Origin of the sequence: Stenotrophomonas sp. PS02301 (assembly GCF_029959485.1) — a bacterium.
Taxonomy (GTDB): Bacteria; Pseudomonadota; Gammaproteobacteria; order Xanthomonadales; family Xanthomonadaceae; genus Stenotrophomonas; species Stenotrophomonas maltophilia_Z.
The window spans coordinates 1-21,078 of sequence record NZ_JASCOO010000039.1; the positions used below are offsets into that span (position 1 = coordinate 1).

Sequence of the window (21,078 nt, forward strand, 5' to 3'; positions counted from 1 at the left end):
GGTGTGTGGGTTGGCGGGACCGTTGTGCCGCATGGATGCGGCTCACGAGCCCCCATCGATGGGTTTACGGCGCGTCCCGCGAACCCACACACCCCACGCCTGGCCCAGTCATCTGAGAAGCTCTGCGCTCTAGGCGTTGCGCTGTTGGCGTTGAGCTCTTACCGGTGCACAACGAAAAGCCACCGACCAACGGTCGGTGGCTACCCTGATCACCCATCTCGGCTCGGCTAGCCTCGGCCCGTCCCATCCCGTCCCGTCCCGTCTGCAGCGTTGCGTTGCTTTGCTTCGCCATGGCCACCAGCCAACTGTCGGAGGCGTGGGGTGTGTGGGTTGGCGGGACCGTTGTGCCGCATGGATGCGGCTCACGAGCCCCCATGGATGGGTTTACGGCGCGTCCCGCGAACCCGCACACCCCACGCCTGGCCCAGTCATCTGGGAGGCAAAGCCACCGACCAACGGTCGGTGGCTACCCATGCCCAAGCAAGCGGAGATCAGAACTCCGCAGCCACCGTCATGAACAGCTGGCGCGGCGCGCTCGCGTGGATCGCATAGCGCGTGCCGGTCGGATCCGTCGGCGCGAACGAACTGAGCTGCCCGGCATACCGCTTATTGGTCAGATTGGTCGCATTGAGCGACACCTTGATATCGCGCAACCCCATGCCCGGCCCGAACGAATACCCCATCCCCGCATCGAACGTCGTCACACCCGGCACCGACTGATCGTTGGTGTAGGTGTAATAACGCTTGCCCGTGTACTTCGCGCGCAGACTCGCGAAGAAGCCATCCCGGTTCCAGCTGATCTCACTGGAGGCCATGCGCTCGGGGGTGTCCACCGTGATCTTGCCGGCCACCGGCACGATCGCACCGCCCGAGGTGTAGTCGTCCTCGTAGGTGGTCTTGTTCCACGAGAGCGCGTTGTACCACTGCAGGCCATCCATCGGCTTGAGGATGAAGGTCAGTTCCGCGCCGCGGCTTTTCACCGAGCCCACGTTGATGAAGCGCGTGATGCACTCCGGGCGCGTGCCCACTTCGATGCTGGTGCAGGGGTTGAGCGAGAGCAGGCGGTTGTCGAACGTCACGTGATAGGCGGCGAGGGAGGCCTGGTACTTTTCGCCGAAGGTACGGAAGCCGGCTTCCAGCGTCTTGGACTTCTCCGGTTCCAACCCGGCGCTGGCCGCGAAGGACTCTGGCGAGACCTGCAGCGGGCCGCCGCTGCCACCACCGACGAAGGCGGCGATGTTCTCCGAGTAGGAGGCGAAGACTTCCTGGTTCGGGCTCAGCTTGAAGCCGATGCCGGCCTGCGGCAGTACCGATTCCTTGGCGGTCAGGGTGCCGGAGGCGTAGCTGGCTTCGGTGCCCGGCTTGGCGTTGGCGGTCATGCGGGTGTTCGGGCTCTTGATGCCCACATCCACGGTCAGGCGGTCGTCCAGGAAGCGCATGCGGTCCTGCACGTAGAACTGGCGCGTGCGGATGTCGAAGTCCTGGTCGAACAGGCGGCGGTCCGGATGGTTGAGGTAGCCGTCATCCAGGAACGGGCCGGTGATGTAGTAGAAGTTGCGCTCCACGTTGTGGTCGTTGCGCTCGTACCACAGCCCCGCTTCCAGCGAATGGATGCCCCATTGCCAGCTCAGTGCGGCGGTGATGCCCTGGCGGTTGATGGTGTAGTTGGTGCTGCGGATGGAGATCGGGAGCATCTCCGGCGTCCCCGGGTTGGAGGGCTGGCCCGGTGCCCACCAGTGGCCCTGGCCGCGGTTCTCGTGGTGGTAGCCAAGCAGCTTCAGGCGGGCGCTGTCGCCCAGCGCGAGGTCGGCATCCAGCGAGTACAGGTTGTCGTCGCGCAGCGCGCGGCTCTGGTAGTACGCGTCATCGATGCTGTTGACGCCACCGGTGAACGCACACTTCTGCGCGTTGTAGGTGCCCGGTGCGCAGTAGGCGGCGGCAACCGCGCGGTCCCAATCCGGTGCGTAGATGTTCCAGTCCCAGCCGAGGCCACGCGCGAGCATGCTCTTGGACAGGTAGGCGTAGTTGGCCTGGCTCACGCGCGAGGTGGCAGCGAAGGCACCGAAGCGGTTGTCACCCACGGTCCAGATCGCCTTGGCGTTGAACTGGCGGGTGGTCTGGTTCTGGTTCGGTTCGGCCCACATGTCCGAATCCTGATGCACGCCGGACACATAGGCCGAGAAGCCGTTGATGTCGCCGGTGTCCACGCGCAGGTAGCCGCGGCGCTGGTTGTCATCGCCGACGGTGACGCTGGCCTTGCCGCCGAACTCGGTGGACGGGTCCTGCGAGAAGTACTGGATGGTGCCGCCGAGGTTGCTGGTCGAGGCGACGCCCAGCGAGCCGATGCCCTGCGACAATTCTGCGCCGGCGAGATTCTCGGCGATCAGCGCACGGGCGATGCTCAGGCCGTTGTAGTTGCCGTAGCTGTTGTCGCCCAGCGGAATGCCGTCCAGCGTGTAGCCCAGGCGGCTCTTGTCGAAGCCGCGCAGGCTGATCGTCTGCGACTCTTCGTTGGCGCCGAAGGCATCGTTGGACTGCACGGATACACCCGGCAGGCGATCGAGGATCTTCTGGCCGCTGGTGCCCGGCGGCAGCACTTCCTTGTCCACGGCCGTGATGCGCTGCACCTGGCGGGTCTCGCCCTGGCCGATCACCGAAACGGTATCCAGGGTCTGCGCGCTGAGCGCGACGTTGGCAGCGGCGGTGGCGTCTACATCGGCAGCGTGGGCGTTGGCAGCGCACAGCGCGAGCGCCACCGCGATCGTCAGGGGTCGGGTAAGCATGGTCGTCCGTTACATGGGGGAAGATGACCTGCGCAACGCAGGTGCACGACCAGCATGCGAGCGGAAGATGAAAGGATCTTTACGATGCGGGTCATCGCAGATGAATTGCGATGCAGTGCTCACTAACGCATGGGAGCGCGCGGAGGGAGCGCGAGGCAGCCGGCCAGCGGCCGGCACTACTCTGGGGCGAGCTGATCCATGCGGATGCGGTTGGCAAACAGTGAGAACGCGAGCATGCCGGCCAATCCGTTCGCGCGGCTGACCCAATGCGGCAGCCAGCGCGGCGGGCGCAGGATGCCCTCTTCGAACAGTGGCGCGAAGGCGATCGCGTCGGTCAGCGACATCTTGCCGGCGAACAGCCAGCGGCAGACCTGCAGGCGGTCTTCGGCGAGCATGTGGCGGAAGAAGGTGTGCACCGAGACCAGCCCGCGCAGATACACCGTGTCCTTGGTGAAGGCCGCGCCGCCGCTCGGGGGTACCCCGCGGAACACGCGCTGGGCGGAGGCGAAACTCTCTTCGTTGTTCTGGCCGGCCTCGCAGAAGTAGCGGAACACCTGGATGAAATCGGCCCCTTCGCGCGCCATGGCGATGGCTTCGGTGCGCAGGCTGATGCGCTTGAGGCGCTCGATGTCGATGCTGCCGGTGATCTGCTCGGCAAAGGTCGCCAGCCCTTCCTGGGTGGCGGTGACCCGCGGCGAGGACAGCGCCAGGCTGGGCAGGTGCGGCTGCTCGCGGCCGTTGAGTGCAGTCAGCGAATGCACCAGCGCCTCGTGGTGGAACAGCTGCGCACGGTCGTAGGCACTGAAGCGTGCACTGGTGCGCAGGCGGATCCGGTTCGGGCCGGCCGCCGCCTTGGAGATCAGGTCCGGATCCAGCTGGACGCTGATGATGCGCGATTCGAAGAAGGCATCCAGATCACTCTGCAGCTGCAGTTGCAGCGCGGTGGCCGAGACCGGCACCTGTTCTTCGGGCGCGAGCAGCTCGTGATCCAGCTCCTGCGCGATCTGGATGAAGTGCCGGGCGGCATCGCGGGTGCTGGGGCCGTTGCCCGGCAGCGGCTGCTCGGGCGCGCCGAACAGCTCCACCGAGTAACGATCCACCTCGGCGGTGCCCAGCGATTCCAGCAGGCCGGCGGCCTGGTCCCAGCTGTGCGCCGAGCGCTGCACGTACAGGCCGATGGGATGGTCGGGATCGCATTGCGCGCTGATCGCGGCCAGCCGATGGCGGGTATCGGTGAAATCGAGCTTGGGGTAGTCGACCTGCGGCAGCACCGGCTGGCCGCGGGCGACGCTGGCCAGGAACGGCGCCTGCAGCGCGGCCGGCCAGCTGGTCAGGCCCAGCAGTTTGATCCCGCCTACCGCCTCGACCAATTGGGCATCGAGCGCGGTGTGGTGGGCGACGTCACGATCCACGGTCATTGGCGTGTCCATGGACGGACAGTAGCAAAAGCTATCGTCGGCCGCCCTTTCCGCCCGGGCGCCACTGCGCACCCTTGCCGACGTGCTTGCGCTCGATGGCCTGCTGCGCCTGGCGCACGGCCAGCTTGGCAGCGGCGGCAGCCACTTCTTCTTTCAGCTTGAAGTAGTTGAGCAGGCGCTCTTCATCCAGCGTGCCGTCATCGATGGCCGCGCGGATCGCACAGCCCGGCTCACGCTGGTGGGCGCAGTCGCGGAAACGGCATTGTGCCGACAGGGCTTCCACGTCGGAGAAGCCGCCTTCGCTCAGGGCCTCCTCGCCGGTCGGCTTGAGCTCGCGCATGCCGGGTGTATCGATCAGGCAGGCCCCGGCCGGCAACGGAATCAGTGCACGGTGGGTGGTGGTGTGGCGGCCGCGCGAGTCGTTGACGCGCACATCGGCCGTCTTCATGCGCTCATGCCCAAGCAGCGTATTGGTGAGGGTCGACTTGCCCGCACCGGAGGAGCCGACCAGTACCACGGTCTGGCCAGCGGCGAGCCACGGCAACAGGGCCGAGGCGCTGGCCGGGTCCTTGCCGTTGATCGCCAGCAGCGGAATGTTCTGCGCAGCCAGTTCTTCCAGCACGTCCAGAGCATCCTGGCTGTACTCGGTCTGGTCGGCCTTGGTCAGCACCACCACCGGCTGTGCACCGCCCCCGCCGACCAGCAGCAGGTAGCGCTCGATCCGGCGCGGATTGAAGTCCGCATCCAGCCCGCAGACGATGAACACCGTATCGATGTTGGCCGCGATCACCTGCTGGTGGTAATGCTCGCCGGCCGCGCCGCGCTTGATCGCGGTGCGCCGCGGCAGCAGGGCAACGATCTTGATGCCCTCCAGCAGCACCCAGTCGCCGACCGCCGCGCGCTCGTGGCTGGGGAAGCGTGGGCGCTGCCATTCCGGCGGGGACTCGGTCTTGATCGCCGCTTCCGGCGCATCGGAGACGATGTACCCGGTGCGATGCTGCTCGATCACCCGGCCCGGGCGTGCCTGCGGGAACTGCTCGAACAGGGCCTGCCAAGCCGGCAGTTCGGGGCCGCCCGGCCAAGGCCAGCCAATGGTCTGCAGCGCAAGGTAATCAGTGGGTTCGCTCATCGTGCCCATTCTAAAGGGTGTGGCCACCAAGCGTCGCCGCGGGGGACCGGCGCAGGCGTGGACGGACGGAAATCCTTTCATCTGCAACTGCCTTGCAGGGCCGGGCGTTGGGCCGGAAACGCTTGCCCTGCAACGCAACAATTCCGCTACCATGCGGTTTCCATGCCTGAATGACGGCCCGTTCATGTCCACGCCCCCGCTGAAGCCGCTCGCCACCCGCGAGCGCCTGTCCGAAGTCCGCTACGAGATCCGGGGCGAACTGGCGCGACGAGCGCGGGAGCTGGAGGCCCAGGGCCGCAAGCTGATCAAGCTCAACATCGGCAACCCGGGCAACTTCGGGTTCCGGGCGCCGGAGCACCTGCAGCGTGCGATCGCCGATGACATGGGCCGCACCGATCCGTACACCCACCAGCAGGGCCTGCCGGAGGCGCGCGAAGCCATCGCCGCCGCCTACGCCCGGCGCGGTGCACCCGATGCGCACCCGGACCGCGTATTCATCGGCAATGGCGTCAGCGAGCTGATCGACCTGTCGCTGCGCGCTCTGCTCAACCCGGGCGACGAAGTGCTGGTGCCCTCGCCGGATTACCCGCTGTGGTCGGCCGCGACGATCCTCAACGATGGCCGCCCGGTGTATTACCGCTGCGCACCGGAGAACGGCTTCCAGCCCGACCCGGTCGAGATCGAGGCGCTGGTGTCCTCGCGCACCCGCGCGATCGTGCTGATCAACCCGAACAACCCCAGCGGCGCCAGCTACTCGCGCGATCTGCTGGAGCGCATCGTCGCCATCGCCGCCAAGCACAACCTGCTGCTGATGGTCGATGAAATCTACGACCAGATACTCTACGACGACGCGCAGTTCCATGCGGTCGCGCCACTGGCCGGCGACCACCCGTGCATCACCTTCAGCGGCCTGAGCAAGGTGCATCGCGCCTGTGGCTGGCGCGTGGGCTGGGCGATGCTGTCCGGCGCGGCCGAACGGCTGGGCGAGTTCCGTGCGGCGATGGACCTGCTCAGCGCGCTGCGCCTGTGCGCCAACGTGCCGGGCCAGTACGCCATCGATGCGGCGGTCAACGGGCCGGACACCATCTCGCCGCTGTGCGCACCCGGTGGCCGTCTGTATGAAACCCGCCGCGCGGTGATCGAGGCCTGCAACGCCAGCGAGCATCTGTCGCTGGTGGCCCCGGCCGGCGCGCTGTACGCATTCCCGGCGGTGGTCGGTGCGGCGGCACGCAGCTTCGATGACCATGATTTCGCGCTGGAACTGATGAACGAGGAAGGCGTACTGGTGGTCCCGGGCTCGAGCTTCAACGTGCCTTACCGCCACCACTTCCGCGTGACGCTGCTGCCCGAGCCGGAGGTGATGCGCGATGTGTTCGCCCGCATCGACCGCGCCCTGGCACGCCGTGCCGAGGCCAACACCAAGGTGGTGCCGCTCAAGCCGCGCAGCGCGGTGGCCTGATGGGCCTGCCGTACCTGGCGCTGGGCGATTCCTACACGATCGGCGAAGGTGTCGAGCCGGCCGGGCGCTGGCCGAGGCAGTTGGCCGCGGCCCTGCGCGATATCGGCGTGGCTGTGGATGACCCGAGCATCATCGCCACCACCGGCTGGACCACCGATGAGCTTGAGGCCGGCATCGACGCCGACGCACCGCAGGGTCCCTTCGAGCTGGTGAGTCTGCTGATCGGGGTCAACGATCAGTATCGCGGGCGCAGCGTGGACGAGTACCGCCCGCGTTTCACCGCCCTGCTGCAGCGCGCGCTCGCCTTCGCCGGCGACCGTGCACCGCGCGTGCTGGTCCTGTCGATCCCGGACTGGGGCGTGACCCCCTATGCCATGGCGTCCGGCCGCGACCGCGTGCAGATCGGGCAGGAACTGGATGCTTACAACGCTGCCGCTGCAGCGATCTGCGCCGAGCATGACGTGGCCTTTGTCGACATCACGGACCTGAGCCGCCAGCTGGGCGGCGAGAGCGTCATGCTGGCCGAAGATGGTCTGCATCCGTCCGCCGCGATGTACACGCTGTGGCACCAGCGCGCGTTCGAAGTGACGCGCGTGCTGTGGGCGGAGCCGACCCGCTGAGCGAGGCCGCGCTGCCGCTGGGCAGGGAGCAGGCCCGCCGGATCGCCACGGCGTTCCTGCCGGCACAGTGGTTCGGCAACCGTCGCGATTATTACTACAGCCGCGGCAAACTCGGCAGCGATCCACTGTATCCCGGCGTGCTCGCCGCATTGAACGATGCCCCTGCCGTGCCCTTGCTGGATATCGGCTGCGGCCTCGGGCTGCTGGCCCACGTGCTGCGCGAGCATGGCAATGTATTGCCGTATCACGGCCTGGACATCGACGCCGGCAAGGTCGCCCGCGCCGAACAGGCCAGCGCCCGCGCCGCGCTGCCACAGGCACGGTTCACCTGCATGGATGCCAGTGCCGCCCTGCCCGCCCACCTCGGCAACGTCGCGTTGCTGGACGTGCTGCAGTACCTGCCCGCGCCCGCGCAGGCGCAACTGCTGCACGATGCCGCCGCGCGCGTGGCCCCCGGGGCGCGGCTGGTGATCCGCACCACGTTGGCTGACCACAGTGGCCGCGACCACGCCACGCGGATCACCGACATGCTCGCGCATCTGGTGGGCTGGATGGGCACGCGCCCACGCCACTACCTCGACGCCGAGAGCCTGCACACCCCGCTGGAAACCGCCGGGCTGCACCTGCGGATGACAACGCTGTACGGCAATACCCCGTTCAACAACTGGCTGATCGTCGGCGATCGTCCGCTCGCTGCGTAGTCGCCGTGGCTCGCGCCGCCGACCGCACGCGCGCATACTCGCCCCCCTTTCCGGCACGGAGCCGCCCATGCAAAGACAGACTCGACATTCCGCGCTGGGCATCGCCGCGCTGATCGTCAGCGCCTGTGGCCTGGTGATGCTGCTGCTGAGCATGCATTACGCGCATGCGCCCGAACACGCGGCCATGCGCGAGCTGCCGTGGTCGCTGGCGGCACTGCTCGGCAGCAGTGTCGGCCTGGCCATCCTGGCCCTGCTGCTCGGCCTGGGCAGCGTGCTGCAGCCGCGCCGGCGCCGCCTGTTCGGCATCATCGCGCTGCTGGTGACGCTGGGTCTGCTGATCGCACAGCTGTCGCTGGGCGGTTGGATCCGCGACCAGTGGCATGCCTCGCATCCGCCAACAGACGCCGCGGCCGCGCAGCCCTTCGCCCCCTGATTCCCCGTTTCATCGCATCGACAAGGAGCCCTGATGCACCCCCCTCATTCCGGCATGGGTATTGCCGCGTTCATTACCGCCCTGTGCGGTGCCGTGTTGATGCTGGGCCTGATCGTCGTGGCCGGCGTTATCGAAACCACGACCCCCGGCGGCATGGAGGAGACCTCCATGTCGGCGATCCTGGTCGGCCTCGGCCTGATGTGCACCGCGCTGATGCAGCTGGTGGCCTTCGGCCTGGGCGTGGCCGGTGCATTGCAGGCAGACCGCCGCCGTGTGTTTGCGATCCTCGGCCTGGTGATCTCGATCGGCAGCATCCTCGGTGTGGTGCTGCTGATGATCATCGGCTCGCTGAGCTGATCCCGGCCTGCGCCGGGCACCGAGCTGGCGTCAGTCCGGCAGACCCGCGTGCAGGCCACGTGCCTGCACCGCCTGCAGCACCGCCTCGATGATGGCCAGGTTGTGGCCATGTGCGGCGCCCTCGTGCAGCAGCACGATACTGCCCGGCGCCAGATCACGGGTGATCCGTTCGACCACCTGATCGGGCCTGCACTCCACCCCGTCGAAACCGCGCGCGCTCCAGCCGACCCGGGTCAGCTGCCACTGTTTCAACGCAGGGGCCACGAATGGATTGGTCATCCCGACCACCGAGCGGTACCAGCGCGGTGGCGTGCCGGCGATTGCGGTGAGGGCCTGCTGGCAGTGCGCGATCTCCGCGGCCATGGCCTGTCGCCCCAGCCGCCAGAAACGCGCTTGCGGGTGGCGGTGGCTGTGATTGCCCAGGCTGTGCCCGCGGGCCAGCATCGCGCGGACCAGGTCCGGCTGCGCCTGCGCGCGTTCACCGACCAGGAAAAAGGTCGCCCTGGCCTCGTAGCGGTCCAGCAGATCGAGCACCGCCGGGGTGTCCGCCGACGGGCCATCATCGATGGTCAGCCAGACCTTGCGGGCATCGCCGGGCAGGCGGCTGAGCACGGGGGCGTAGAAGCGGCTGTTGGGGAGGAACACCGGCACCATGAACAGGGCATGGGTCGCCACCATCAGCGGCAGGCCGTAGCGCCAGCCCCAGGCGGCCCAGACCAGCACCACCAGCAGCTGCGACAGCACCAGCCACGGCAGCCAGCGCCAAGGGCGGCGGGGAATGCGATACAACGTTTCCGGTACGGTCATGCCCCATGATGCCATGCCGCGTAGAATAGGCGGTTCGCATATCCGGACCCTGACCGTCATGTCCCTTGATCCCGCCCTGCGCTCGCGCATCGAATCCATTCTCAACGCCAACCGCGTCGTGCTGTTCATGAAGGGTCAGCCGAGCATGCCGCAGTGCGGTTTCTCGGCCAAAGCCGTCGGCGCCCTGCAGGACCTCGGGGTGGAGTTCGACCACGTCAACGTGCTGGCCGACGCGGACATCCGCGAAGGCATCAAAGCCTATGGCGAGTGGCCGACCATTCCGCAGCTGTACATCGATGGCGAGCTGATCGGTGGCAGCGACATCATCCTGCAGATGGCCGGCAACGGTGAGCTGAGCAGCGTGCTCGGGCTGGCCGCACCGGACCGCACCCCGCCGCGCATCACCGTGACCCCGGCCGCCGTGGAAATGCTGCGTGGCGCGCTGGCCGATTCCCCGGGTGCCTCGTTGCAGCTGGGCATCGATGCGCGCTTCCAGCCGAACTTCCAGCTGGCCCCGCACGATGACAACGCGATCGCCGCCGAGTCCAACGGCCTGCGCGTGCAGTTCGATCTGGCCAGCGCCCGCCGCGCTGAAGGCATCACCATCGACTGGGTCGACGACATCCGCGGCAAGGGCCTGGCGATCGACAACCCGAACGCGCCCAAGGCCGTGCAGGAACTGAGCGTGCGCGACGCCGACGACCAGCTGCGTGCCGGCAGCATCACCGTGGTCGACGTGCGCCCGGCCGACGAACGTGCGATCGCGGCGATCAACGCTCCGTTCGAGACCTTCGATGGCGACAACCGCGCCCGCCTGGAAGCCTTGCCCAAGGACACCGCGCTGGCCTTCCTGTGCCACCACGGTGGCCGCAGCGCACAGGCCGCCGAGCAGTTCCGCGCCCTGGGCTTCACCAAGGTGTCCAACATCACCGGCGGCATCGACGCCTGGTCGAACGAGGTGGACAACGGCGTGCCGAAGTACTGATCTTCAGCACGTTGCGGGAAAGAAAAACGCCGGCATTGCCGGCGTTTTTTCGTTCGTGGCGCCGGTGGCGTCCATCCACCGGTCAACCCGCAAACCCACCCTCGGCCAGGTAATCCAGCTCCTCCGGCGTCGGCATCCGCCCCAGCACCGCATTACGGTGCGGGAAGCGCCCGAAGCGGCGGATGATGTCGCGATGCAGTTCGGCGAACTGCAGGTATTCCTTGTCGCCCAGTGCATCGAACATCGCCACCGAACGCTCCTGGTCCTGCGGGTCTTCGGAGTGTTCGAACGGCAGGTAGATGAACGCCCGCAGCTTGGGCACCAGTTGCAGGTCCAGGCCTTCCTCCACCGCACGCATCGCGTAATGACGCGCCAGGCCATCGGTGGCATAGGAATGCGCCGTATCGCGGAAACAATTGCGCGGAAACTGGTCGAGCAGGATCATCAGCGCCAGCGCGCCGTCGGCGCTGCTCAGCCAATGCTCGCGGGCACGGCGCGCGGCGGCGAAATGTTCTTCCTGGAACTGCTGGCGAAACCGCGCATCGAACGCGTCATCGCGCGCGAACCACTGCTGCGGTCCGGCGTCTCGCCAGAACTCCACTACTTGTGCCGCCACGTCCATTCACTACCCCTGTGGATAGAACGCCCCAAGACGCCCATCCGTTCCATTGCCGTTACTCGTCAAAACGCAGGTGGCGGACCGACTTGCCGTTGCGCCGTATCAGCTTAAGCGCCTCGATACCGATCTGGATATGGTTCTCGACGAACTGTGAGCTGACCTTGGCATCGGAGACCTCGGTCTTCACGCCGTCGGGAATCATCGGCTGGTCGGACACCAACAGCAAGGCCCCGATCGGGATGTGGTTCGCAAAACCGGCCGCGAACAGGGTCGCCGTCTCCATGTCGATGGCCATGCAGCGCATCACCCGCAGCTTCTCCTTGAAGGCCTCGTCGTGCTCCCAGACCCGACGATTGGTGGTGTAGACGGTGCCGGTCCAGTAATCGTGGCCGAGGTCGCGGACCATGGTCGAGACTGCCCGCTGCAGCGCAAGGCCGGCAGGGCCGGGACTTCCGGCGGCAGGTAGTCGCTGGAAGTGCCCTCGCCGCGGATTGCAGCGATGGGCAGGATCAGGTCGCCCAGCTGGTTTTTGCGCTTGAGCCCACCGCACTTGCCCAGAAACAGCACCGCCTTGGGCATCACCGCCGACAGCAGGTCCATGATGATGGCCGCGTTCGGGCTGCCCATGCCGAAGTTGATCAGGGTGATGTCGTCGCTGGTGACGCTGGCCATCGGCCGGTCCGCGCCCTGGATGGGGGCGCCGGTCAGCTGGGAAAACGTATGCAGGTAGCCACCGAAGTTGGTCAGCAGGATGTGCTGCCCGAACTGCTCCAGGGGCACGCCGGTGTACCGCGGCAGCCAGTTTTCGACGATGTCCTGTTTGGTTTTCATGGGGCTGTTCCGACAAACGACAGGCGACAATTCTGCGAGACCAGCCGGGCGGCGTCGAGCGTTGCCGCTCAATCGGGGTGGTCGATCCCATCGGCCCTGCCCTTGAGGACAAGGCAGGCCAGCAAAAGCACGGCGGCCGGTATGGCAAGCAGCAGGACAAGGGCCGTCGGCGCACCAAAGGCCCAGAGCGAGGCGGCAAAGGATATGGACGATATGCCGACCAACGGAAAGGCGTACTGGATCCGTTTGATCACCAGGTAGCTGGCGGTGGCCGTCAGCAGGGAGAGTGCTGCGAGGAGGATGCGCGCTTCTTTGGGCAGCCCGCTGGGCGACTGCTCGAAGAATCCGGCCACCAGCATGAGGCCGGACGCGAACGCCAGAACGACGAGCAACAGGTAGTAATGCCTGGCGTGCTTGCGATCAAAGCCTTCGGTTACGTTCATCGACACTTCCTTGTGAATGCAGGGTCGCACGGGTGACCTACGCGAGCCGCGCCAGTCCGACCATTCCACGTTGGACGATCGCGGCGCAAGTGGCGATCGCGATCTTGCAGCGGCGGGCAAGAAAAAGGCGGCCAATGGCCGCCTTTTTCCGTTTACCGGTAGCGCTGGGTCAGAACTGCACGGACCAGCGCGCGGTGACGCTGCGGTCGCGGGCGTCATCACCGAAGGTGCCGTTGTAACCCAGTTCCAGCTGGTTGCGCGGGCTCAGCCAGGCCGACAGGCCGAGCTCGGCCACCACGGCGTTGTCGGCGATCGCCGCACCGCTGACAGCAAAGCTGCTGCCGCCCGTCCAGGCCAGATCGGCGACCTGGCTGCGGTCACCGGAGGCACGACGGTAGCCGAGGCCACCGCGGACGTGCAGCCAGCTTTCCTGCTGCCAGGACGTCTTCAGGCCCTTGTCAAAGCGAACACCGGCGGTCGCCACGTTGGTGCGGGTGTCGGCGACCTGGCCGTTCAGTGCCGCAGCGCCGCCCTGTTCGGAGATGCGGTCCACGTCCACTTCAACGCGCGCGAACTGCAGGTACGGCTCCAGGCCAGCTTCGCGCCCACCAAAGCGGTACGCGCCTTCGATGAAGCCCTGGCGGGTGGTGGCGTCGTACGTGGCCGACAGCGCGTCCTGGTAGCCGGCAAACGTCAGCTGACGCTTGCTGTCCACGTCATGACGGGAATAACCCAGACCGGCGCGCAGACCGAACGCCCCCCACTGGTTGCCCACGTAGGCGCCAAAGTGGGTGTTGTCGATCTCCGAACGGGCGCCGCGACCGGCCGCCTGCTTGATGTCGGTCCGGCCGGTACCGACCAGCCCGCCGACCTGCCAACCCCCGCCGAACACATGATCGGCACCGACCAGCAGACCGTTGCTGTTGGAATCGGTGCGCGCGGCATTGGCATCGCCATCGAGCTTGCCGCTGCCGCCGATCGCCTGCACCCACGCCCCGCCACCGGCGGCCTCATCAGCGGCGCCGGGCGAGCGCGCGCCCACGGCACGGCTCAGCGCCGCATCACGCAGGTAGCGGCTGCTTTCCACCAGCGCCATCGGCGTGGCGGCATGGAGCTCACCACTCAGCGCATCCAGTGCCGCACCAACCTGGGCCGGGAACAGCTGGGTCAGCGGCTTGGGCAGGCCCTGGTTGATGGCCAGGCCATCGGCGCTGGTGGCCACGGCGATCTGGTTCGGCGTGACCGCGGCGCTGGACAGTGCGTTGCCGCGGGCGACGTCGATGCGCAGGCCATTGGCGCTGTAGCCCAGACTGAACGTCAGGAACGGCGAGAAGGCCGAGAAGTCGGTCGTGGCGAACTGGCCGTTGATGCCACCGGCGGCCTGCAGGAAGTTGAACTGCTCGCCGAGGTAGTACACGCCGGCTTCCGGCAGGGCCTTCAAGGTGCCATCCAGCGTGGCGGTGCCGGTGACGCGCAGCAGATCGCTGCGGCTGCCCGGGGCCAGCTCGGCCTGGTAGACGCCACTGGCGGTCTGCACATAATCGCCGTTGATGGTCAGCGTGCCGATCGAGTTGCCCGGCGCGATGATGCCCTCGACGCGCGTGCTGCCCAGCGTACCCACGCCCTTCAGCGTGCCCTTTGCGCCGACCACGGTCGAGCCATCCTGCTGCACGCCGTTGAAGGACACGGTGCCGGCGGTGACGAGCAGGTCTGACCCGTCCAGCAGCGCACCGGCATTGACCCCAGTGGTGCCGGCCGAGATCAGCGTACTGTCGACCAGACGGCCATTGAGCACGAAGCTGCCGCCGCTGCCGACGGTGGTGCCGGCGTCCTGCTGCAGGCCATTGAAGGTGACCGAACCACCGGTCACATTGAGTGCCGAACCCTCGAGCACGCCGGTGGTGGAGATCACGCTGCTGCCCCCCAGGCTGTTGAGCGTGGTGGACACCAGGCTGCCGTTGAGCAGGAACTGGCCGCCCTGCACGTCGACCGACCCTGTCAGTGCGTTGGCGCCGTCCAGCTCCAGCATGCCGTCACGCACGATGGCGCCGTTGAAGCGGTTGTCGCCGCTCAGACGCAGCCAGCCGATGCCGGACTTGGTCAGCTTGCCCGGGCCGCCGATGTCATTGGTCCAGTCGTCCCATGCATCGCCTTCCCACACCTTCAGGCCGCCGGCCTTCTGGTTCATGACCACGTCGGTGTCCACGCGCAGCATGCCGTAGCCTTCGATGGCGGTCTTCAGATCGACCATGCCCCAACCGTAGATCGCATCCACGCCCGGCGCGCCCAGATCACGCGCGGTGGTCAACAACACGTCGCGTACCTGCGCGTTGTCCAGGTACGGGAAGCGCTCCATCAGCAGACCAAGCGCACCCGTGATATGGGGTGCCGCCATCGAGGTACCGGTCTTGTAGCCGTAGGTATATTCGGGCGCTTCGCTTTCGATCAAGAAACGCAGGTAGTCCTCGGTCAGCTCCATGCGACCGTTGATCTCGCCGGACACAATGGTGCTGGCGATGTTGGTACCCGGCGCGGACAGGCACCAGTTGGCAGCAGCACCGCAGATGCTGGAACTGGCATCAATGACGTAGTCCGTTTCCCCAACAGTGGGGCGACGGACGTTCGCAACGGCCAGCCAGTACGGCTCGATCTCAGGGTTCCAGCGCGGCAATGCGGCCGTGATGCCGGCCATGCCCCCGGCTGAGTTGCCTGCCGACCATACCTGGATCAGCTTGGAACCCGATGCACCCTCCGTCTCACCATAGATACTGCCGTAAACACCGTAGTCCGCACCGATTGCAGCGTACTGCGTGTCCAGACTGCCTACCGTCGCGTGCCGGGTCGAGATGCCCCAGCTGTGGTTGAGAACGCGCACGCCCTGTGCCTCGGCTTGTGCGTACATGTCCAGTGTCGCCACATCATCCGGGTCCGTGCGATACAGCGCACGTGGCCTGTAGAAGTTGTCCGGGTCAAGGCGCCATTCGTAATACGTATCGCCGAAGACACGGGCTGCCGTCAGGTTGGCACCAAATGCCACACCATGCATTCCGGTGCCATCGCGGTTTGCACCCACGGTCCCCAGCACGTGCGTGCCGTGGTCGGCGTAGCTGAAACCATATGGCTGGCCCGCGGCGATCAGGCGGTCGGCAAGCGCTGGAGGCACGCCGGGCCCCAGGCCGTAGTAGTTGTACCCGGGCTGGTCGCCGCGGGTGCTGCCGCAGGCACCTTCGCCGGCCACGATGCTCGGGTCGGCGCAGCCGCCGTTGCCGATGGTGATGCTGGAGGTGTTGCGCCCGGCGAACTCGTCATGGGCAAGAGCAGAGCCCGAATCGAACACCCCCAGGCGCACGCCCTGACCGGTCAGCCCACGTGCGTAGGCGTAATCGGCCCCCATCGCAGCCAAGCCCCAATCGGCGTTGAATTCATCGCTATGCCAACTTGCCACATCACCCGGCTTGCCCAGGATAGGGCTGGCGGCCTCGGCGCTGACGCGCGGACTGGGAAGGGACATGTTCTGGCCAGGAGCGCCGATCGGTGCGGCGAACATGGCCGCGAGCGAGGTGCTCTGCTGATTGCGGCCTACCGCGGCCTGCTCGGCGCGCTGCTGCTGGTAACGGTCCAGGACATCGCTGGCGGGACTGGCCATGGCCGGGGCGACGATGGCGGCGAAAAGGGTGCCTGTGATGGCCGAGGCCAGCAGGGTCGGCGACAGGCGACGAGAGGCCGCGCGGGACTTCGAGTGCAGAGTCATGAACAGGAAACTTCCTTGATCTGGTTCTAGGTACAGGGTCTGAAACTAGGTGGACACCACCACGTTGCCGCCGGTGCAGGTCGGCCCAACGCTCTCTTTGAGCCTACCCGAAAAGTTCATGAAAAGTTCACAATTGCTTCTCGTAACAGTGCTAGATCTCATTTGCTAAAACTATGCAAAAGGTCACTTGGCAAAGCACCCGCGTCCCGGATAGCGTCGAAGAATTGTGTCCATGCGGCTTGGGGGAGAACCATGCAGAAGTTGTTGAGCGTCGGCGTTGGCCTGGCATTGATGTCGATCGTGTCCGCGCCGGCGCCCGCCGCGTCGCGTTTCCTCCAGGATCCCTACCCCAGCACCTACGCACCGATCGCCTCGGCGCCGGTGCTGATCAGCAACGCCACGGTGCTCACCGGCACCGGCGTGCGCCTGGACAACGCCGATGTGCTGTTGCGGGGCGGCCGCATCGCAGCGGTCGGCACCGGCCTGAGTGCACCGGCCGATGCGGTCCGCGTCGACGGCCAGGGCAAGTGGGTCACCCCCGGCATCATCGATGTGCACTCGCACCTGGGCGTGTATCCCAGCCCGGGCGTCAGCGCCCACAGCGACGGCAACGAGATGACCGCGCCGGTCACCGCCAATGTCTGGGCCGAACACTCGGTGTGGCCGCAGGACCCCGGCTTTGCCGCGGCACTGGCCGGCGGCGTGACCTCGATGCAGGTGCTGCCCGGCTCGGCCAACCTGGTCGGCGGCCGCGGGGTGACGTTGAAGAACGTCCCCGCAACGACCTACCAGGCCATGAAGTTTCCCGGCGCGCCGTGGGGCCTGAAAATGGCCTGCGGCGAGAACCCCAAGCGCGTCTACGGCGGCAAGGGCACCGCGCCGGGCACGCGCATGGGCAACGTCGCCGGTTACCGCGCGGCCTTCATCGATGCCAGCGAATACATCGCCAAGAACACCCCCAAGCAGCCGAAGAAGAAGCGCTGGTTCAGTGGCGATGACAAGGGCGACAGCGCCGGTGACAGTGGCGGCAAGCGCGATCTCAAACTGGATACGCTGGCCGGCGCCATCCAGGGCGACATCCGCGTGCACATCCACTGCTACCGCGCCGATGAGATGGCCACGATGCTGGATCTCTCCAAGGAATTCGGCTTCAAGATCGCCGCGTTCCACCACGCGGTGGAGGCCTACAAACTGGCCGACCGGCTCGCCGAGGAAGGCGTGTGCGGTGCGCTGTGGGCCGACTGGTGGGGCTTCAAGATGGAGGCGTTCGATGGGATCCAGGACAACATCGCCCTGGTCGACCGGCCGGCCAACAGCTGCGCGATCGTGCATTCCGATTCCCCGGAGGGCATCCAGCGCCTGAACCAGGAAGCGGCCAAGGTGATCGCCAACGCACGCCGCGCCGGCATAGAGATCGCCCCGGAGCGCGCCATGATGTGGCTCACCTCCAACGCAGCGCGCTCGCTGGGCGTGGAGAAGCAGACCGGCAGCCTGGAGGCCGGCAAGATGGGGGATGTGGTGGTCTGGAACGGCAGCCCGTTCAGTTCCTACGCACTCGCCGAAAAGGTCTACGTCGATGGCCATCAGGTCTATGACCGCCAGGACGTGAGGCGGCAGCCGCTGTCGGACTTCATGCTCGGCCAGGAGGCACGCCCATGAGCCGCCGCGTCGCCATGCGCCTGCTTCCGCAGGCTCTGCTGTTGCTCGCCGGTGCCTGCATTGCACCGGCGTTGTTCGCGCAGGATCTGCTGATCCGCAACGCCACCGTGCATACCGCCGCCGCGCGCGGCAGCCTGGAACACAGCGATGTGCTGATCCAGGGCGGCGTGATCCGTGCCGTCGGTCCGGGCCTGTCGGCGCCGGCCGGCGTGGCCGTGGTGGAGGCCGCGGGCAAGCCGCTTACCCCGGCGTTGTTCGGCGGCATCACCGACATTGGTATCGAAGAAGTGTCCGGCGAATCGGCCACGGTCGACAGCACGCTCAAACTGGAAGACCAGCCGCTGCGCCCGGAATTCGACGTCACCCTGGCCTTCAATCCGGACTCGGTGCTGATCCCGGTGGCGCGGCTGGATGGCATCGGCTTCACCCTGCTCGGGGCGAACACCGGCGGCGGCTTCATCGCCGGCCAGGGCGGCGTGATGCGGCTGGACGGCAGCGCCGACCCGGTCGGTCCGCAGGCGCTGTTCATCCGCCTCGGTGCGTCCGGCGCAGAGTTGACCGGCACCTCGCGTGCCGCGCAGTGGATGCTGCTGGAACAGATGGTCAGCGAGGCGCGTGGCCGCGTGCCCGCAGACTCTCCGCATGCCCTGCTCACACCTGCCGGACGCGCCACGCTGGCGCGCTACCTGGCCGGCCACGGCCGGATCGTGGTGCAGGTCGACCGCGCGGCCGATATTCGTCAGCTGCTGCGCTTGGCCGCCCGCGAGAAGGTCAAGATCGCGATCGCCGGCGGTGCCGAGGCGTGGCGTCTTGCCCCGCAGCTGGCCCAGGCCGGCGTGCCGGTGTTCGTGGATGGGCTGGGCAATCTGCCGAGCAGCTTCGACCAGCTCGGCGCGACCCTGCAGAACGCGGCGCGACTGAAGGCGGCCGGCGTGCCGGTCAGCTTCGCCCAGCGCGATGATGCCTCGCACAACGCGCGCAAGATGCGCCAGCTGGCCGGCAATGCAGTGGCCAACGGGTTGCCCTGGGAGGATGGCCTGGCGGGCCTGACCCGGGTGCCGGCGCAGGCGCTGGGCATCGGCGACCGGCTTGGCACCATCGAGCCGGGCAAGCTGGCCGATCTGGTCCTGTGGGAAGGCGATCCGCTGGATGTCGGGCATTACGCCGAGCAGGTCTGGCTGGGCGGCCGCGCGATGCCGATGCGGTCGCGCCAGACCGAGCTGCGCGACCGCTACCAGGCGCCGGCGTCGAGCGAACCGCGCGCATACTCGCGCTGAGTCCCTGCACAGGGCCGCTGCCTGCGGCGGCCCTGCATCCGGCGGCATTGCCGTCCCGCAACGTGAGCACCCGATCATGGCCCTGCGCTGGTATTTCGATTTCGTCTCACCGTTCGCTTACCTGCACTGGCAGCAGCTCAAGGCCCTGCCGCAGTTCAAGAGCATTGTTCCGGTGCCGATCGCCTTCGGCGCGGTGTTGCACCACCTGGGCAATCTGGGCCCTGCCGAGATCCCCGCCAAACGACTGTTCACCTATCGGCAGGCGCTGTGGCAGGCCCGCAGCACCGGGGTGACGCTGCGCTTTCCGCCGGGCCACCCGTTCAATCCGCTGGCCGCCCTGCGCCTGTGTCTGGCCGCGGGGGCCACCCACGAGACGGTCGACCTCCTGTTCAACTGGATCTGGCGCGACGGCCACGCCGGTGACAGTGCGGCCGCGCTCGCCCTGCCCGGCGCGATGCTGGACATCGCCGATGTCGCTGCAGCAATCAGTGAGCCGTCGGTCAAGGAAGCGCTACGCCGCAACACGGATGCGGCTTTGGCGGCCGGCGTGTTCGGCGTCCCGACGCTGGCGATCGGCAGCGAGCTGTTCTGGGGCAACGACGCCCACCCGCTGATGCAGGCGGTGCTGGCCGATCCAGGCCTGCTCGAGACGGGCGAATGGGCGCGGATCCAGGACCTGCCGGTGGCCGTGGAACGCAGCCGTTGAGCCCGGGTCGGCTCCCCGGTCAGGCAAGCCGAGCCGTTTTGCGATAGCGTTCACGTTTCCGAACCTACAACCTGCCGGAGGGGCACAGGATGCGCATCGGAATCGTGGTCGACTCTGCGTGCGATCTGCCGCAGGATTTCATTGAACAACACAACATCGTGCTGCTGCCGATCACCGTCCGCATCGGCGAGGCCGTGCTGGCCGACCATCGCGACGAACAGGCGACACTGAGCTTTCTGCATGCCCATGTGGCCGAGCACGGCGCCGAAGCGGAGACCATTCCGTTCAGCGTCAACCAGATCCGGGACCTGTTCCTGGGCAAGCTGGTGATCGATTACGACCATGTGTTCTGCATGACGATCACCAAGACCCGCAGCCCGATCCACGACAACGCGATGCAGGCCAGCTTCGCGATCCTCAACGACTACAAGCCGGTGCGGCAGGCGGCAGGCTTCAACTCGCCGTTCGCGCTGCGCGTGCTCGATACCCAGAACCTGTTCGCCGCCCAGGGCGTGACCGCGGTGGAAGCGGTGCGCCTGCGCGACAGCGGTGCAAGCGTGCAGCAGATCCGCGAGCGGCTGGAGCTGCTGGCGCACAACGTGCACGGCTACATGATCACCCGTGATCTGTACTACATGCGCGCCCGCGCACGGCACAAGGGCGACCGCAGCGTGGGCCTGATCAGCGCGGCGCTGGGCAGCGCGCTGGACATCAAGCCGGTGCTGCATGGCTACCGCGGCGAGACCGGCCCGGTGGCCAAGATCAAGGGCTTCGACAACGCCGTGCAGAAGCTGTTCGATTTCGTCGGGCAGCGCGTCAAGACCGGCCTGATGACGCCAACGGTGTGCATCAGTTACGGCGGTGAGCTGGCCGACCTGCAGGCCCTGCCCGGTTATACCGCGCTGCGCGAGACGTGCCAGGCGCATGGCGTGGATGTGTTCGAGGCGGTGATGAGCCTGACCGGCATGGTCAACGTGGGCAAGGGCGCGGTGACGATCGGCTTCGCCGACGGCCCACATACCTTCAGCGGCTGAGCGCACTGGTCAGCATCGCAGCGGCCATGCCACGATCCGGGCACGGCCGCTGGTTCTGCACGCGGA

At 67.1% G+C, this 21,078-nt stretch carries 17 protein-coding genes and 1 pseudogene; 10 read left to right on the forward strand and 8 right to left on the reverse strand.

Annotated features, from left to right (window positions below):
• Positions 1 to 491: 491 nt before the first annotated feature.
• The 3 genes from QMX81_RS11270 to rsgA all read right to left on the reverse strand — a co-directional run bounded on the left by QMX81_RS11270 (position 492) and on the right by rsgA (position 5,339).
• A complete protein-coding gene (locus tag QMX81_RS11270) occupies positions 492 to 2,783 on the reverse strand; it encodes a TonB-dependent receptor (protein WP_282261505.1) in 2,292 nt (763 codons plus the stop codon).
• A 176-nt stretch (positions 2,784 to 2,959) separates the two neighbouring features.
• Positions 2,960 to 4,213 (reverse strand): flavohemoglobin expression-modulating QEGLA motif protein, encoded by a 1,254-nt coding sequence (locus QMX81_RS11275; protein ID WP_259259171.1) that lies wholly within the window; start codon positions 4,211 to 4,213, stop codon positions 2,960 to 2,962.
• 19 nt (positions 4,214 to 4,232) lie between these two features.
• Positions 4,233 to 5,339: a ribosome small subunit-dependent GTPase A gene (gene rsgA / locus QMX81_RS11280; protein ID WP_152152318.1), complete on the reverse strand. Its 1,107-nt coding sequence runs from the start codon at positions 5,337 to 5,339 to the stop codon at positions 4,233 to 4,235.
• A gap of 175 nt (positions 5,340 to 5,514) precedes the next feature.
• Here rsgA and QMX81_RS11285 point away from each other — a divergent pair, with 175 nt between their 5' ends.
• The 5 genes from QMX81_RS11285 (at position 5,515) to QMX81_RS11305 (ending at position 8,900) form a co-directional block, all read left to right on the forward strand.
• Positions 5,515 to 6,789 carry a pyridoxal phosphate-dependent aminotransferase gene (locus tag QMX81_RS11285; protein ID WP_259259168.1) on the forward strand — a complete coding sequence of 425 codons (1,275 nt, stop codon included), beginning with the start codon at positions 5,515 to 5,517 and terminating at the stop codon, positions 6,787 to 6,789.
• Entirely contained in the window at positions 6,789 to 7,409 is a 621-nt protein-coding gene (locus QMX81_RS11290; protein ID WP_282261511.1) for a GDSL-type esterase/lipase family protein, read from the forward strand. Before QMX81_RS11285 ends, QMX81_RS11290 begins: the two co-directional genes overlap by 1 nt.
• Positions 7,410 to 7,426: 17 nt before the next feature.
• Positions 7,427 to 8,110 carry a class I SAM-dependent methyltransferase gene (locus QMX81_RS11295; RefSeq protein WP_282261586.1) on the forward strand — a complete coding sequence of 228 codons (684 nt, stop codon included), beginning with the start codon at positions 7,427 to 7,429 and terminating at the stop codon, positions 8,108 to 8,110.
• A 67-nt stretch (positions 8,111 to 8,177) separates the two neighbouring features.
• Positions 8,178 to 8,543, forward strand: coding sequence for a hypothetical protein (locus QMX81_RS11300; protein ID WP_282261512.1), 366 nt, complete (start codon positions 8,178 to 8,180; stop codon positions 8,541 to 8,543).
• A 33-nt stretch (positions 8,544 to 8,576) separates the two neighbouring features.
• Entirely contained in the window at positions 8,577 to 8,900 is a 324-nt protein-coding gene (locus tag QMX81_RS11305) for a hypothetical protein (RefSeq protein ID WP_282261514.1), read from the forward strand.
• Between the two features lie 30 nt (positions 8,901 to 8,930).
• Here QMX81_RS11305 and QMX81_RS11310 read toward each other — a convergent pair whose 3' ends face one another.
• Positions 8,931 to 9,707, reverse strand: coding sequence for a polysaccharide deacetylase family protein (locus QMX81_RS11310; RefSeq protein WP_282261516.1), 777 nt, complete (start codon positions 9,705 to 9,707; stop codon positions 8,931 to 8,933).
• A 58-nt stretch (positions 9,708 to 9,765) separates the two neighbouring features.
• Between QMX81_RS11310 and grxD the strand changes: the two genes are divergently transcribed.
• Positions 9,766 to 10,692, forward strand: a complete 927-nt coding sequence (gene grxD, locus QMX81_RS11315; RefSeq protein WP_121039705.1) for a Grx4 family monothiol glutaredoxin — start codon at positions 9,766 to 9,768, stop codon at positions 10,690 to 10,692.
• 82 nt (positions 10,693 to 10,774) lie between these two features.
• Here grxD and QMX81_RS11320 read toward each other — a convergent pair whose 3' ends face one another.
• From QMX81_RS11320 to QMX81_RS11335, 4 genes and pseudogenes are all read right to left on the reverse strand, one after another.
• Positions 10,775 to 11,314: a DUF924 family protein gene (locus QMX81_RS11320; RefSeq protein WP_282261519.1), complete on the reverse strand. Its 540-nt coding sequence runs from the start codon at positions 11,312 to 11,314 to the stop codon at positions 10,775 to 10,777.
• A 52-nt stretch (positions 11,315 to 11,366) separates the two neighbouring features.
• Positions 11,367 to 12,142, reverse strand: a pseudogene (locus tag QMX81_RS11325) (AMP nucleosidase).
• A 68-nt stretch (positions 12,143 to 12,210) separates the two neighbouring features.
• Complete coding sequence (locus QMX81_RS11330; RefSeq protein ID WP_121039711.1) at positions 12,211 to 12,585, reverse strand: hypothetical protein; 375 nt, start codon at positions 12,583 to 12,585, stop codon at positions 12,211 to 12,213.
• A 169-nt stretch (positions 12,586 to 12,754) separates the two neighbouring features.
• Positions 12,755 to 16,336 (reverse strand): autotransporter serine protease, encoded by a 3,582-nt coding sequence (locus tag QMX81_RS11335; protein ID WP_282261522.1) that lies wholly within the window; start codon positions 16,334 to 16,336, stop codon positions 12,755 to 12,757.
• A 252-nt stretch (positions 16,337 to 16,588) separates the two neighbouring features.
• On the opposite strand from QMX81_RS11335, the gene QMX81_RS11340 reads away from it, so the two are divergent.
• The 4 genes from QMX81_RS11340 to QMX81_RS11355 all read left to right on the forward strand — a co-directional run bounded on the left by QMX81_RS11340 (position 16,589) and on the right by QMX81_RS11355 (position 21,012).
• Entirely contained in the window at positions 16,589 to 17,995 is a 1,407-nt protein-coding gene (locus tag QMX81_RS11340) for an amidohydrolase (RefSeq protein ID WP_121039717.1), read from the forward strand.
• A complete protein-coding gene (locus QMX81_RS11345; RefSeq protein WP_282261526.1) occupies positions 17,992 to 19,272 on the forward strand; it encodes an amidohydrolase family protein in 1,281 nt (426 codons plus the stop codon). The genes QMX81_RS11340 and QMX81_RS11345 overlap by 4 nt, the downstream gene beginning before the upstream one ends.
• A gap of 73 nt (positions 19,273 to 19,345) precedes the next feature.
• Positions 19,346 to 19,978, forward strand: coding sequence for a DsbA family protein (locus QMX81_RS11350; RefSeq protein ID WP_282261589.1), 633 nt, complete (start codon positions 19,346 to 19,348; stop codon positions 19,976 to 19,978).
• Between the two features lie 89 nt (positions 19,979 to 20,067).
• Positions 20,068 to 21,012 carry a DegV family protein gene (locus QMX81_RS11355; protein WP_282261528.1) on the forward strand — a complete coding sequence of 315 codons (945 nt, stop codon included), beginning with the start codon at positions 20,068 to 20,070 and terminating at the stop codon, positions 21,010 to 21,012.
• Positions 21,013 to 21,078: the final 66 nt, after the last annotated feature.